A 14,336-nucleotide genomic window follows, 5' to 3' on the forward strand; every position below is an offset into this window, starting at 1 on the left:
AACCTCGATTTTTTAACACGAAACACGTCGGCGCGTGAACGTGGCGGCCGGCCGCAGGCATCGCACCGCAAGGCGAAGGTGAAATCACAGACGCAAGAGAGCCAGGGGGCTAGGAGAGCCAGGAGAGCCAGGACAGCCAAACTTCATAAAGGCATCGGTCGGTTCGCCTCGTCGGCGAATGCGTAACTGTTCTTGCCGCTGCGCTTTACCCGGTACATCGCCTCGTCGGCCGCGGCCACGAGGCGCTGGTAATCGTCGACGGGGTCAGGAAAACTGGCGATGCCGATGCTGGCACGAACCTGTCCGACCCCCATCACCTTGTCCGTTTGAACCACGCAGGCGATGAGCCGCCGGGCGATTTCACCCAGCTCCGCATTCGTCGAAAATTCACTGACCAGGACGGCGAATTCGTCGCCGCCAATCCGGGCGACGACGTCGACTTTGCGCACCGACTCCCGAAAGCGTTTCGAAACCGCGATCAGAAATTCATCACCGACGCGGTGGCCGAGCGAGTCATTGACCTGCTTGAATCCATCCAGATCGACATACAGCACCGCAATTTTGCAAGGCGCCGCGAGCGCGGGCGATTTCGTCGCCGCTTCTTCGAGCGTGGCAAACAGCTTGCGCCGGTTCGGCAAGCCGGTCATCGCGTCGTGCAGCGCCGCCCATTCGAATTCATGCGACTGGCCTGCCAGCAGGCGATTCCGTTTGGCATACATTCCCAGCGCGGTGATCAGCATGCAGAACAGCAGCGCCGCCGACGCGATCAGCGTGCGCGCGACATGGGTAATCCGCACGCGCACATCGGCGCTGTCGGCATCGCGCTGCGCTCGCCACCAGGCCGACACGTTACTGAGCACGGCATCCGTGTCGCGCAGATCGGCGTCGGGCGTGAGCGAGGATGGCGGCAAACGCGGCGCTGCCGACGGACTCGCATTCACCAGCGCCGCAAGTGACGCAAGGCGATGGGCGAGTTCGGTTCGCGCCTGCCGATACCCGGCGGCTCGGGCTTGCGTGGTGTCGGGCAGCTGCTGCCAGATGCCGACCAGACTCCGGGCGCTTTCCACCCGTTCGACCGCTTCGAGAACGAGCCCCGCATATTCCTGCTTCAACTGATCGGAAAAGATCGTCCGGATCTGGAGTGCAAGATACAGAAGGCCAATCAGAAGACAAACCAGCGCGGCGGCAGCGATCGCTGCCGGGCCAAGCCCGAAGCGGATCGCGAGGGCGCGCGCACGAGCGTCGCGCTGGTTACGAGTCCGCTCAGGAATGGGAATAGATGTCTTGCTGGCTTCCGGTGCCATGCTGACGATAGCTTACGCGACGAAAGAACGAACTCATCCGGGCGAACAGACTGCCCTTGTGCCCGGCATTTGCCGCCGAAGAAGATCGACGGTCCTGCTGCGCGAGACGCGCATCTCTGCCGGAGCGGCCCGACGCCCGCTGCTGCGCAGCAGGATTGGACGGGGGCGCCGCGCGGTGAGCAGGAGGATCGGAAGACGCGGCCACGCCGGGGCTTGCGTCGGCCACGGTATTCTGGCTAGCCACAGACGCCGGGAGTCGCGTGACCGGGCCAGCCCAGGAGGTCAGTTTTCCGCCTTTTTCTTCTTCGCCCGATGCTGCCGCTGCGGCCTGCGTTTGTGCTGTTGCCGGTGTACCCGCTGTTGCCTGCGTTCCCGCTACCGCCGGTGTAACTGCGGCTGCTTGCACACCGCCCGCGGTTCGCTCCGCCGCTGCCGCTGTCGCTGTCGTCGCCGATCGTGGCGCTGCCGCTGTCGCTGCCGCTGCCGTCTCCGATCGTGGCGCTGCCACCAAAGTTGCGGGCCGTGGCGGTGCAATCGGATTCGCCAACGCCTCTCCTACCGCCGCTGACGCAGCCGTGCCAAGCGCCTGCCGCGCGCCCGCCATGGCCTCGGCATACGCTTGCTGGTCGTGGTTGAACCAGATGCCGTACACGACCGTACCCACCACGCCAAAAGCCAGCGCGCTTGCCGTCGCGACACAGAGTACAAGACGTCCAAATCGCACGGGCGGTGCCGCAGCCGACGGCTCAGCGTCAGCGTCGAACTCAGTATCCGGACTATCTTCAGAAGATTTTGGCAAGTCGGCATTGTTGAACATCGCAATACTCTCCGGAATCCTAACGTCTGACATGTCGACAGACTTTGTTCGTACAATTCAGCGGCGATCGATCTGGAGTCGTTGGAAGAATTTATCCCGCTCGCCGGGTAACGACAATACGGCAATGCTGCGCTTTAAACGCCAACTTTGCGAGTCCGCCGAGCATCTATAAAACAGGTAAAAGATTCAACGCCGCGCATCTTCCCGGGCTGCGCCGCGAACGCTGGCAGGCCGCTTCCACGCTGGATTGGAAGCGGCGATGTGGGCATGTGCCGCGGCTCTCTGTCACGCAAAAAACACGCCAATAGGGAACGTGCCAACTGGTGAGCACCGCTCAAAACGTCATGCATGCCCGGTGGGGCGCATCGCGCCCCACACCGGAACCGGCACCTATTGCACGGTGATCGTTTCTTTCATATTCGGATGGATGCCGCAAAACACCTTGTACACGCCCGGCTTGTCGAACTTGAACTGGTACGTGTCGTTCTGATCGAGCGCGGCGGAGCGAAACATGCCCGCGTCGTTCACGACTGTGTGCGGCTCGCCATCGAGATTTTTCCACGTCACTGTCGAACCGGCTTTGACTGTGAGCGCCATCGGAGAAAACATGAAGTTCTTGATGACCACGGCGTTGGGTGTCTCTGCTCGCGCAACGGAAAGTCCACCTGATGCCGCGATGAGCGCCGAACTCCCGAGCAGCACAAAGAACGCGCGGCAAAAAGAATTACTTTGCATAACTGATCTCCTGCAAACGAAAAATAGGCCTTAAATCAAACGAGTGTCGTATCGGCAAGTGTTGCCTTGAGCGGATGCCGCACGATCTTGATGCTGGTCACGCCGAGCATCTTCGGGAGCTGATCGCTCGCTACCGTGAGTGGGCCCGGGCCGGGACCATTGCCGGCGGTCGGTTGCGGATAGGCTGTGGAGCGGGCGGTATGGAACGTGATATTGCCTTCGACCTTCGACACGATCTGGTGAATATGGCCATTCAGCACGGTCACCGAGCCAAAGCGCTTCAGATAACTCATGGCCTGGCCGGCATCGCCCGTGCCCCACCCCCATGGCTCGTAGATCGTCCACATCGGCATGTGGGCAAAGACGACGATCGGCGTGCTGGACGAGCGGCCCTTCAGGTCATTCTCGAGCCAGGCGAGTTGATCGTCGCCGAGACCGCCCAGGCCGTTAGGCTTGAAATGCATCACGTTGACGAGCGCGACGAAGTGCACGCCGTTGTGGTCGAAGCTGTAATAGCCTTTATTGTCCGAAGCTTTGCCGAAGCGGCTGAAGTACTCGGTTCCCGGGCCGTCCGTCACGTCGTGCTCGCCCGGCACGGTGTGGAGCTCAGTGATATTCAGACCCGACATCAACTGCGCCGCGAGATCGAACTCCGCCGGCTTGGAAAGATGCGTGATATCGCCCGTGTGGATGGTCAGCGCGGGCTTGACCGGCATGGCATTGACGTAGTCGATCGTCTGCTTGAGCGTGCCCGCGACGTCCGGGTTGGCTTCTTTATTGAAGCCGATATGGGAATCGCTGATCTGCAGGAAAAGCGGCACGCCCGTGGACGTCGCGGATGATTTCGCGTCGGCCGCGAGGGCCAGTTCCACCGGCGTGAGAATGCCGCCGGCAAGAACGAACACCGTGCCTACGCCGCCGAAAGCGAGACATTTCAGCGCGCCGCGGCGTGACGGGCTAAATGTGGGGTTGAATGCTGGATCGGATGAATGATGTGACGACATGTTGACCTCACGATAAGGATTCGCAGGCAAACCGCGGGATCATCCGGCGGGCCACACGAGTCGGTTCATCGGGAAGACTGCCGCGCCGCCGGTTTTATTCCAGGAAAAAAGAAATTAGCGCTGGTCAGCGAGTTCAGCCGCTCGGGCTTATATGTTTCGCACCTGGGCAAATGCGGGAATAGCCGCACCACGGCGGCAGTCACGCAGGTGAGAGAACCTGAAAGGAGTGGCCAACATGGACATCATCGACATGGCCCGTGCCTCGGGCATGGCGGTCATCCTCGACGGCAGGATTGGCCGCGAGGAATACCAGCGCGTGTGCGGCACGCGGTTGCGACGCGCCTCGCGGCGTCGCTGTATGGGTTCGAGCCGAACTGCGAGCGGATCGTGATTTCGCTGATCGTCGGGCGCAGTGACTGCGTCGTATGACGCTGGGCCGTCACTCAGTCGAGCGTGAAATACTGATAATTGGGCTGCCGCAGTGCTTTCACGTCACCGGCAGTGACTTTCCCATCGTAATTATTTCCGAAGTGCGTCTGAACGTAATTGACCACCGCGGCGACCTGCGCATCGTCCAGAAAGCCACCAAATCCGGGCATGCCTTTTTGCCCATAAAGCACCATGGAAATCGGGTAAGGCGCGCTGGCCAGTCGTGGATTGTTTGCCAGCGGTGGGTAAGTGCCGGCACCCGTTGCGCCCTTCGCGTTCGACATGTGACAGCCCTGGCAGATCGACGTGTAGAGCTGCTGGCCATCGCGCTGAGGAAACGAATTGGCGCCGACCACGCCAGCCGAGTCAGCGAGTGCGGCATCGCTGGCGAGTAGCGTCAGCAGTACGGCCGCGAACGTTTGGTGGATTCGTCTCATGGCTCAAATCCCTCCTCAGATCATGAACGGGCGAATGTTCATCTCAGCGGCCGGCGACCACGCGTTGGTGCAGCCGTTCTATCGCGCTCAGCGACGACAGGATCGCGCCCTCCTGCCAGGCATTCACGTACGAACAGTGTTCGCCCGCCAGGACCGTGTGGCCGTCGATCGCACAAAGATCCTTGTAGTACTGCTGGCGCGTATCCTCTTTCCACATCCCATAGCAGCCAAGCGTCCATGGAACGCGGTGCCAGGCCACCGAAATGCCATTGTCGAATTCCCTGCTCATTTGCGGGTGCAACTGCGCGCCATATTCGAGCACGCGCTGCAGCCGCTCGGACGGTGAAAGCGAGGTGAACTCGACAGCACTGACGCCGAACATGTACGCGCCGAGTATCACGCCCTTGCCTGGCTTCTGATAGTCGGTACTCGGATATGAGATCTGGCCGATCGGCAAATCCGTGAAGCTGATACCTCCGTAGATTGCATCGTCTTCCTCCCAGAAGCGACGCTTGAACTGCAACCCTGCCTTGATTGCCGGCGCATACGGAACCGCGTTGATTGCAGCTTGCAGGGTGCTCGAAAAGTTGTTCCTGATCTGGCTCAGAATTGACAGCGGAACCGTACATACGCACCAGTCGGCTTTGGCCCGACGGGCCTCGCCGCCATGCCGTGCATCCACGTACGTGACAGTGACGCCCGAATCGCTCTGCGCAATTTCCGTGACCTTGGCATTGAACTGGATCAGTGACGCTACCTCGCGAGCGAAGCCTTGCGCAATCATGTCCATGCCCCCGACTGGCTGGAAGAGCGTCTGCGCATATTCGTAGGTCAACGGAAAGCTCAGGTGATGCCAGAGCCCGGAATTCAGGATGTCGGCCCGCGAGATGGGTGTGGACGGGGTCGGCGCGCCACCGGGGCCGCCGCCGGGGTCCTTGTCGTAGCCGCGCATCGCACTGGCGGTCGCGGGCGTATAGGCGTATTTGTCATCAAGCGCTCCCCAACTCCTCAACGCCTCAAGCAGGATATCCCGCTCGTCCTTTGCCACAGCCTGGTCGAGCTTGTTCTGGTCGGTCGCCTTCGCGAGCAGCTCGGAAACATAGCCATTGAAATCGGACATGACGTGGCGGAATCGCTGCGGCTTGCCGCCGAAGGCCTTGCTGTTGTGGAGATACGCGTTGGCATTCATTTCGACGAAAGCTTCAAGCTTGACGCCAAGCAGCTTGCAATAGTGAAGCAGCCCGCGGTGATGGTACGGAATTCGCCATGGCCCCGGGTTGATGTACAAGCCTTTTTCAAAGTCGCAATGCTGCGTAAAGCCACCAAGCTCCGTGTAGGTATCGCCGCCCCGCAACGACCACGAACGGCCACCGGCACGCTCCCGGTATTCGAGCACCTGGACCTTGTAACCGGCTTTGCGTAACTCAAGGGCCGCTGTCATGCCTGCCAGGCCCGCGCCAAGAATAAGGACCGAGGTACCCTTTGGCGCGCCTTCAAGGCTGACCGGGCCCTGGAAGTCGGACTCGGCGGCATAACCGAGACTGCTCATCGCCTGATACATGACAGCAGCACTGGTTGTCCTGCCGATCATCGCCAGTAGCTCGCGGCGACTGATGGAACTGGAACGGATGTCATCCATATTTGATTCCTCGCGGCTTACCGGCGTTTCAAGCGTGCGCCACCCCGCACATCAGTTGTGCCATCTTTTCGGACTTCTCCTTCCCTTCTTTGATTGCGCCGTGGAACCTGTCGTGAACGGGCGTAGTGCTATACAACATAGAACAATTTTTCCCCGTTGGGAAATATCTGGCGAGAAGACAGATGATGGCGTCGGTTTCCCAGATCCTGTTCTCGCCATCGGCAAGACACGGCGCGTTGCCATTCGGATTGATCGCCAGATAGTCCGGCTTATACCGTTCGCCTTTTTTCAGATCAACGAAGGCATATTGCGATCTGCAAGCCTAAATTTCCGCTGAAATCAATCCGTTCGTCCCACTGGCGCCTTCTCGCGCACGGTTAGACGCCGCTGCCGCCCACGGTCTTGATGCTCTTCCATTGTCCTTGCTGGACCTGAAACAGCGTGTACGGCGGCTTGATCAAATCGCCATACGGGTCAAAGGTGATATTGCCGGTCACGCCAGTGACCTTCACTTTCGACAACGCGTCGACAATTTTCGCGCGATCGAGCGAGTCGGCGCCGTGAATCGCCTTGATCATCGCGAGCGCGGCGTCGTATGCAAACGGCGCGTACAGCTCGACATCCTGATTGAAGCGCGCCTTATAGCGCTTGCCGAACGCCTGCGCGGCAGGCAGCTTGTCGAGCGCCGGACCGGGTTCGAGATCCTGGGTACCGTCACCCGCGGTGCCGGCGATCTGCAGGAAAGCATTGCTCTTCAGCGCGCCCGCGCCGAAAAGTTGCGCTTGCATGCCGAGCGAGCGCATCTGTTTGACCAGCATTGCGCCCTGTTCGTCCAGACCGCCGAAGAAAATCAGGTCGACGTTCTTGCTCTTGAGCGTCGTCAGGATGGCGCGAAAATCCACCGCTTTGTCATTCGTGAACTCGCGATCGACTATGTTGCCGTTTGCTTCCTTTGCGCCTTTTTCGAACGCGTCCGCAAGCCCTTGCCCGAATGCGGTACGGTCGTCGATGATGCCGATGCGCTTCGCCTTCATCTGCTCCACGACGAAATGCCCGGCTACGACACCGCCAATGCCGTCATGCCCCATGGTGCGGAACACGTTCTTGTAGCCTTGCTTGGTGAGTTGCGGATTGGTCGAGCCCGGCGTAATCATCGCAACGTTCGCCTGGTGATAGACCGTCGACGCCGGAATGCTGCACCCCGAGTTGTAGTGACCGATCACGCCGACTACGCCGTCGTCGACCAGTTTCTGCGCGACCTGAATCGCCACGCGGGGGTCCGCCTGATCGTCCTGCACGTCGAGCTCGAACTTGACCGGCTTTCCGCCGATCACCGGATGCCTCGCATTCTCTTCATCGAGCGCTAATTGCGCGCCGTACTGCAGGTCCTTGCCGACTCGGGCAACCGGGCCCGTCAACGGCCCGACAAAACCGATCTTGACGACTTCAGGATCGGCCGCCCACGAAGACGGTATATACGTGACGAGTGCGCAAACTGTGGCACTCAACAGCCAATAGCGGCGATTCATGATGCGCTCCTTGCGAGATGTAACGTCGCGCGATGTGTAGGTTGGCCGATCCGATGCGCGACGCGTCGAATCCGTCCTGCGGTACGTGTTGTGAAGCGAGCAAACCTGTGCGGTCAAAACCTCGACGAAAGTCAAAAGCGCGTTGCCGAGTAAGGCGCGAGATCGAGCGGCGGCGCACGCTGCGCGATCAGATCGGCAACGATGCGTCCGCTCACCCCGGCTAGCGTCAAGCCAAGATGCTGGTGGCCGAATGCGTAGATCACCCGCTCGCTCGCGCGCGAGCGTCCGAGTACCGGCACGCCGTCCGGCAACGTCGGACGAAACCCGAGCCAGCTGCTATCCGGCGTCTCGAGCGCGGGCAAGGCGCGTTTCGAAGAAAACGTCAGCAGATCGATCAGCGAGCGGTTGCGCGTGGCGCCGAAACCCGCCAGTTCGACCGTGCCCGCGACGCGCAGTCCATCGCTCATCGGCGTCATGTAGAAGCCGCGCTCGGCCCAGCCGACCGGCCGCGAAACCAGTTGCTGCGCGCCCGGGAAGCGGACGTGATAACCCCGCTCCGTATCGAGCGGGACCGGGTCGCCGCATTGTTTGGCGAACTGGGCGGAGTGCGCGCCGGTCGCGATCACCGCGTGACCGAAGCGGCGCGTCGCGCCGTCGACGCTCAAGGTCGCGCCATCCGCGGCCGGCTGCAGAGCGTCGACAGTCGAGCGCTCCAGTTGCAATCCTTGTGCGGCAAGCTGCTGATAAAGCGTCTGCAGAAGGCCTTGCGGATCGCTGAAGTGCCAGCTGTTGCTGAACAGCACGCCCCGCTCGAATATCGGCGCCAGCGACGGTTCGAGCGCACGGATATCGCCGCCGTTAAGCACATTGAAGGCGACGCCGAGCTTTTGACGCAGATCGAGTGCAGGACGCGCGGCATCGAACGAAGCAGTATTCGAATAGAGATAAAGACATTCACGCGGCCGGACGAAACGCGCCAACTCCGCATCTGCAAGCAGCGGCGCATAACCGTCACGCGCGCAATCGAGCAACGCGGCGAGTGCGCCGGCGCTCGCTTCGTAGCGCCGCGGCAGCGAGCTCATCATGAAACGCCCAAGCCATGGCGCGAGGTGCGGCAGGTACCCCCAACGCAACCTGAAAGGACTGTCGTTCGATAACAGAAAGCGCGGCAAATCGCGGAACACGGAGGGGTTGTTGACCGGAATGCAAGCATAGTGCGCAAAGGTCCCCGCGTTGCCGAAGGACGCGCCCTGCCCCACACCGGCCGGATCGAACAGCGTGACTCGATGGCCGTCGCGCATCAGCGCCGCAGCGCTCGCGAGGCCGATGAATCCCGCACCGATAATGGCAATCTCCGACATCACTTACGTCCTTCTATCGCGCCGCCGATGCCGTAGAACACGCTCATCGCGACATGCCGCTCTTTGGCGTGCGTGCCAGGCTTCGGCACGCACGCCACCAGACAAACCAACACAATCAGAATCACACAATATTTTTTTGTGTGCAATTAAAACTCTCATTGTGTGGCCCTGGCATTTTCCCTGGATGGTCTGTGGCGCAATCCTTGCGGACATTGGCACACCGGAAGCCGGCCGTTCTGGCGCATCGCTTTTAAGCGTCGCGCAGATGCTTGTCTGGTATAGAATCGGCAAAACTCCGCACAATCGCGGACAAAGTCGATTTTGTATGGAGACATCTGTTCTTATGGCTTCTGGCAAAGACACAGCGCGTGGGGCCAACGGGGCGCCGGCGCAGACGAAGCGCTCCACGTATGCCGAGGTGTCCAGCTCGATCGAGAACGAGATTCGCAGCGGCGTCTATCCGCCGGGCAGCCGCCTGCCACCGCAGCGGCAACTGGCCACGGAACTGGGCATCAATGTGTCGACGGTGTCCCGCGCATACAAGGAATTGCAGTTGCGCGGGCTGGTGATCGGCAGCAAACGGCGCGGGTCGCTCGTCACCGGCGGCGCCATGCCGAGCGTCGAACCGGCCCAGGCGGCCAGCAACGCGGCGATCGACCTGACCGTCAACCGGCCGGCCACCGGCGAATTCCTGAACTGCCTCGCACGCACGCTGGCGGAATTGCCGCGCGATCCGCGCTACCCGCAATTGCAGGAATACCAGCCGCCGCAAGGTCCCGCCTGGGCGCGCGCTGCCGGCGCCCGCTGGATGGCAGCGCCGGGCTTCACGCCGACGCCCGATCACGTGGTTGTCACAAGCGGTGCGCAGCACGGCTTGTATGCGGTGCTGAACAGTCTGATCGGCACGGACGGCGTGATCCTCGCCGATCAACTCACCTACTACGGACTGAAAGCACTGGCTCCGGTATTCCAGTTCGAGATCGTCGGCATTCCGAGCGATCGCGACGGCCTGCTGACCGACGAGGTGGAGCGTGCCTGCCGGCGCATGCCGGTGAAGGCCATCTTCACGGTACCGAATCTGCAGAACCCGACCGTGACGACGATGAGTCTCGAGCGCCGCATGGCGCTCGTCGACATTGCACGCCGGCATGGCGTGGCGATCATCGAAGACGACGTGTATGGGCCGCTCGTTTCGCAGCGGCTGCCGACCATTGCGAGCCTGTGCCCGGAACTGACGTTCCACCTCGCGGCGACCTCGAAGATTCTTGCGCCCGGCCTGCGGCTCGGCTACCTGCTGAGTCCGCCGGACAGTTCCGCGCTTTGTGCGGAGGCGGTGCGCACTACCGCATGGATGCCCGCGCCGATGTCGATGCTGATCGCTTCGATCTGGATCGAGGACGGCACCGCGCGCCACATCATGGACGCGCAGCTTGCCGAAATTCGCGCGCGACAGGACTTGGCTCGCGAGTTGTTGCCGCAGGAATTGCTGCAGACCGATCCGGCATGCATGTTCGTGTGGCTCAAGCTGCCGCCGCCGTGGCGTGCCGACGACTTTGCGGCAAATGCGAAAGCGCGTGGCGTGGTGGTGATGCCGTCGTCGGCATTTGCGGTAGATAGGTCGGAGATCGAGCATGGCGTGCGCATCAACCTAGCGTGCGCGACGAGCCGCGATCAACTCGTGAGTGCGTTACGGCTGTTGACGGGCACGCTGAAGGATCGTCCTCGGGCACTGTTCGGCACGATCTGATGGGCAACGCGGTCTTGCACCGCGGGACCTGCTCCGAGACGCATTGCGTTCAGAAACGGCTCGATCTGCATGTCAGTTCATCCGGCGCAATCGGAGGGTTCGCGTCAAATCAATCGATGCCGCCACAGCGACCGCGAGCGCTGGATGCCGAAGCCTGGCTCCACTCAGCGCTTCGCTTCGTCATCCATCGTTGGGTAATCGGTGTAGCCCTCCGCGCCGCCGCCATACATCGTGTTCTGATCCGGTTCGTTCAGCGGCGCGCCGACCCTGAGTCGCTCGACCAGATCGGGATTGGAAATGAACGGCCGGCCGAATGCGATCAGATCCGCCCGTTTCGCCTTGAGCGTCCTCTGCGCGAGTGCCATGTCGTAGCCATTGTTCGCCATGAACAATCCATCGAATGCCTGGCGCAACACCTGCAGATCGAAGCCGCCCGCGACTTCACGCGTGCCGCCCGTGTCGCCTTCGATCACGTGCAGGTAGACCAGCCTGAAGGCATTGAGCTGCTTCACCACATAGGTGAAAAGGGGTTCGGGATTGCTGTCGTCGATATCGCCGAAGCTGCTGAGCGGTGAAATACGCACGCCGACGCGCTCGCCGCCCCAGACGTTCGTCACGGCATCGGCCACTTCCAGCAACAGGCGCGCGCGATTTTCTATCGAGCCGCCATATTGATCGGTTCGTTGATTGGTCTTGTCGCGCAGGAACTGGTCGAGCAGGTAGCCGTTTGCCGCGTGGATTTCCACACCATCGAAACCGGCGGCCTTTGCGTTTTGCGCGGCCACACGATATTGCTCGACAATGCCCGCTATTTCCGAGGTTTCAAGTGCGCGCGGCGTGACGAGCGGCACGAAGCCGTCGTCGGTATAAGCCTGGCCTTCGGGTTTGATCGCCGAAGGCGCCACGGGCAACGCATTGCCCGGCTGCAACGACGGATGAGAAATGCGGCCCACATGCCACAACTGCAGGTAGATATGGCTGCCCTTCGCATGCACGGCATCGGTAATGCGTTTCCACGCCTCTACTTGAGCCGCGTCGTAAATACCGGGCGTGAACACATAGCCCTTGCCTTGCGGCGAAATCTGCGTCGCCTCGGCAATGATGAGACCGGCCGTCGCACGTTGCGCGTAATACTCGACGGCCAGTTCGCCCGGCACATCGGCCTCCTTCGCGCGACTGCGCGTGAGCGGCGCCATCACGATGCGATTGGGCAACTGCAGCGGCCCGAGCTTGACCGGCTCGAACAGGTAACTATCGACGTGCGCGGATTCGGTAGACATGGGGGTTCCCTCGAAAAAGATCCAACCCATTGAAAAGCGGCTGGATGCTCCTTAGCGCTGGCAGCAAGTGGCGCGAGCATTGAGCGGCCAAACCCGCGAATGGGACAAGGCGGCAAAGAAGCCGTTCCGGTCGGCCGCCGACCGGAACGGCGAGCTATGGCAAGCCGGATTATTTTGCCGCGAGTTTCGCGGCAATCTGAGCGACGTGCCGCCCCTGGAAACGTGCAATGGCCAGTTCGTTCTCGCTTGGCAGACGCGAGCCGTCGGCCTTGGTAAGGGTGGTCGCGCCATACGGCGTGCCGCCCGAGATTTCGTCCATGTTGAGCAAACGCGCCTCGGAATACGGCACACCGACGATCACCATGCCCTGATGCAGCAGCGTGGTATGAAAGCTCGTGATCGTGGTCTCCTGCCCGCCATGCTGGCTTGCGGTGCTGGAGAATACGCTGCCGACCTTGCCGATCAGGCCGCCGCTCATCCACAAACCGCCGGTCTGATCGAGGAAGTTACGCATCTGCGCGCACATGTTGCCAAAGCGTGTGGGTGTGCCGAAGATAATGGCGTCCGCGTTGACCAATTGCTCGACCGTTGCTACCGGCACGTGCGCGAACGTCGCACGCGGCGCTTTGGCGCCGCTCTTCTCCAGTACCTCGTCGGGCACCAGTTCCGCCACCTGATACACCGAGACGTCCGTATCGCCCACCTCGCGCGCGCCCTCCGCGACAGCCTCGGCCATTCGATAAATGTGACCGTACATGCTGTAGAACACCACCTGAATCCTGGTTGTCATTGCGGCTCTCCTGGTTCGTCACGTCACGCCCATGTCAGGCTCATCTCATCGCACCTTCACGCTCCATATTCATTTCACTGGTCTCTCAAGTCACGCCGAGTTTCGCGAGCAGCGCTCTGGCAGTATAGGCGGCTATCCGGAACGCAGAAGATGTTTTCCAGTCGTGCTACGCGCCTTTTGCGGCATGCAGCCAGGCTCCACTGCAACGCGTCGCTCGACTGGCAACGATGCGCGACCGGCACGACTCGACGAACGGCCGCGCCCGTCACATCAAAACGCCGCGTCAGACAACATAAATTTCGGGGTTGTCCACCAGGGGCAAAAATTGCTCCGTGCGCCCATCGAGTGCGAGCATCGCGCCACTTTCGATGTTGAAAATCCAGCCATGCAGTCGCAGCGTTTTGTTCGCCAGCCCCACGGCCACCGACGGATGAGTGCGAATATTCGCGAGTTGAGCCATCACGTTATCTTTGACGAGGGCGTCGAGACGCTCCGCATCCGATGCGTAAGTTCGTGACGCGTTGATCGCTTTTGCCGCGTCGGCGTGACGAAGCCAACTCGCCACTGCCGGCAGATGGTCGAGGTTCTTGCACGAGCAGATCGCCGTCATCGCTCCGCAATTGGAGTGGCCGCAAATCACGATATCGCGCACACCCAGTACGGCCACCGCGTATTCGACGGTGGCCGATACTCCGCCCGGCTCCGGGCCGTAAGACGGCACGATGTTGCCCGCATTGCGAATCACGAACAGCGAGCCGGGTTCCACCTGTGTCAGTAACTCGGGAACAACACGGCTGTCCGAGCAGGTCACGAACAGCGTGCTCGGGCTTTGCGCAATCGATAAACGCTTGAACAATGCGCTCTGCTGCGGGAAGACTTCGCGTTGAAAGCGGATGAATCCTTTTATGATTTCTTGCACGGCGTTCTCCGGATAGTCGAAGCCTCAGCCTGCCGAGCCTGTGGCAGAGGTCCAAGGCGTGTCTGCGATCGGTTCGCGCGACTATACCGCAGTCGCAGCGCCGTCTCATCCCTCGTCGGGCTCGAGGGTCCCCAAAGTCGATCCTGAAGCACAAACTGTACGCCGGCACGTACCCGCTCTGAATAAAAAAACCCCGGCTGTTACCAGCCGGGGCCAACTCTCTCGCTCGCACACCGGAAACCGTGCGTGCATCAATACTGTACCTGCTCAAACGAAGCGGATATACATGCGACTCTGGAAGAGTCCCTTCCACCTCTCGCCGGCTCCGCGGCTCACACCTGAACG

At 61.2% G+C, this 14,336-nt stretch carries 14 protein-coding genes; 3 read left to right on the plus strand and 11 right to left on the minus strand.

Translation table 11 applies throughout. From position 1 onward, the window contains the following. Positions 1–143: 143 nt before the first annotated feature. The 4 genes from P3T22_RS23565 to P3T22_RS23580 form a co-directional block, all read right to left on the minus strand. On the minus strand, positions 144–1,304 hold the full coding sequence (locus tag P3T22_RS23565; protein WP_429326283.1) for a diguanylate cyclase: 1,161 nt from the start codon (positions 1,302–1,304) through the stop codon (positions 144–146). Next, positions 1,264–2,121: a hypothetical protein gene (locus P3T22_RS23570; protein WP_429326284.1), complete on the minus strand. Its 858-nt coding sequence runs from the start codon at positions 2,119–2,121 to the stop codon at positions 1,264–1,266. The genes P3T22_RS23565 and P3T22_RS23570 overlap by 41 nt, the downstream gene beginning before the upstream one ends. Before the next feature lie 390 nt (positions 2,122–2,511). Continuing rightward, the gene (locus P3T22_RS23575) at positions 2,512–2,856 is read right to left on the minus strand and encodes a cupredoxin domain-containing protein (protein ID WP_429326285.1); all 345 of its coding nucleotides are present in this window, start codon (positions 2,854–2,856) and stop codon (positions 2,512–2,514) included. Between the two features lie 35 nt (positions 2,857–2,891). Then, positions 2,892–3,860: a metallophosphoesterase family protein gene (locus P3T22_RS23580; protein ID WP_429326286.1), complete on the minus strand. Its 969-nt coding sequence runs from the start codon at positions 3,858–3,860 to the stop codon at positions 2,892–2,894. Positions 3,861–4,095: 235 nt separating this feature from the next. Between P3T22_RS23580 and P3T22_RS23585 the strand changes: the two genes are divergently transcribed. Next, positions 4,096–4,251 (plus strand): hypothetical protein, encoded by a 156-nt coding sequence (locus P3T22_RS23585; RefSeq protein ID WP_158515334.1) that lies wholly within the window; start codon positions 4,096–4,098, stop codon positions 4,249–4,251. 52 nt (positions 4,252–4,303) lie between these two features. Here the strand turns inward: P3T22_RS23585 and P3T22_RS23590 are convergent, their stop codons facing one another. Both P3T22_RS23590 and P3T22_RS23595 read right to left on the minus strand, forming a co-directional pair. Further along, positions 4,304–4,726: a c-type cytochrome gene (locus P3T22_RS23590; protein ID WP_063499215.1), complete on the minus strand. Its 423-nt coding sequence runs from the start codon at positions 4,724–4,726 to the stop codon at positions 4,304–4,306. A 43-nt stretch (positions 4,727–4,769) separates the two neighbouring features. Continuing rightward, positions 4,770–6,365: a flavin monoamine oxidase family protein gene (locus P3T22_RS23595; RefSeq protein ID WP_063499216.1), complete on the minus strand. Its 1,596-nt coding sequence runs from the start codon at positions 6,363–6,365 to the stop codon at positions 4,770–4,772. On the opposite strand from P3T22_RS23595, the gene P3T22_RS23600 reads away from it, so the two are divergent. Further along, complete coding sequence (locus P3T22_RS23600; RefSeq protein ID WP_429326287.1) at positions 6,340–6,702, plus strand: hypothetical protein; 363 nt, start codon at positions 6,340–6,342, stop codon at positions 6,700–6,702. The genes P3T22_RS23595 and P3T22_RS23600 overlap by 26 nt on opposite strands. A 40-nt stretch (positions 6,703–6,742) precedes the next feature. Here P3T22_RS23600 and P3T22_RS23605 read toward each other — a convergent pair whose 3' ends face one another. Further along, positions 6,743–7,894, minus strand: coding sequence for a branched-chain amino acid ABC transporter substrate-binding protein (locus tag P3T22_RS23605; protein ID WP_063499217.1), 1,152 nt, complete (start codon positions 7,892–7,894; stop codon positions 6,743–6,745). A gap of 131 nt (positions 7,895–8,025) precedes the next feature. Further along, positions 8,026–9,255 (minus strand): NAD(P)/FAD-dependent oxidoreductase, encoded by a 1,230-nt coding sequence (locus tag P3T22_RS23610; protein ID WP_429326288.1) that lies wholly within the window; start codon positions 9,253–9,255, stop codon positions 8,026–8,028. A 343-nt stretch (positions 9,256–9,598) separates the two neighbouring features. Here P3T22_RS23610 and P3T22_RS23615 point away from each other — a divergent pair, with 343 nt between their 5' ends. Further along, positions 9,599–11,002 (plus strand): PLP-dependent aminotransferase family protein, encoded by a 1,404-nt coding sequence (locus P3T22_RS23615; RefSeq protein WP_063499219.1) that lies wholly within the window; start codon positions 9,599–9,601, stop codon positions 11,000–11,002. A 164-nt stretch (positions 11,003–11,166) separates the two neighbouring features. On the opposite strand, the gene P3T22_RS23620 is transcribed toward P3T22_RS23615, so the two are convergent. From P3T22_RS23620 to P3T22_RS23630, 3 genes are all read right to left on the minus strand, one after another. Beyond that, positions 11,167–12,282 carry an alkene reductase gene (locus tag P3T22_RS23620; protein WP_429326289.1) on the minus strand — a complete coding sequence of 372 codons (1,116 nt, stop codon included), beginning with the start codon at positions 12,280–12,282 and terminating at the stop codon, positions 11,167–11,169. Positions 12,283–12,451: 169 nt separating this feature from the next. Next, positions 12,452–13,072: an NAD(P)H:quinone oxidoreductase gene (gene wrbA, locus P3T22_RS23625; protein ID WP_429326290.1), complete on the minus strand. Its 621-nt coding sequence runs from the start codon at positions 13,070–13,072 to the stop codon at positions 12,452–12,454. A gap of 283 nt (positions 13,073–13,355) precedes the next feature. Continuing rightward, positions 13,356–13,991: a carbonic anhydrase gene (locus tag P3T22_RS23630; protein WP_063499221.1), complete on the minus strand. Its 636-nt coding sequence runs from the start codon at positions 13,989–13,991 to the stop codon at positions 13,356–13,358. Between the last annotated feature and the right edge of the window lie 345 nt (positions 13,992–14,336).

Source organism: Paraburkholderia sp. GAS348 (assembly GCF_050434205.1).
Taxonomy (GTDB): Bacteria; Pseudomonadota; Gammaproteobacteria; order Burkholderiales; family Burkholderiaceae; genus Paraburkholderia.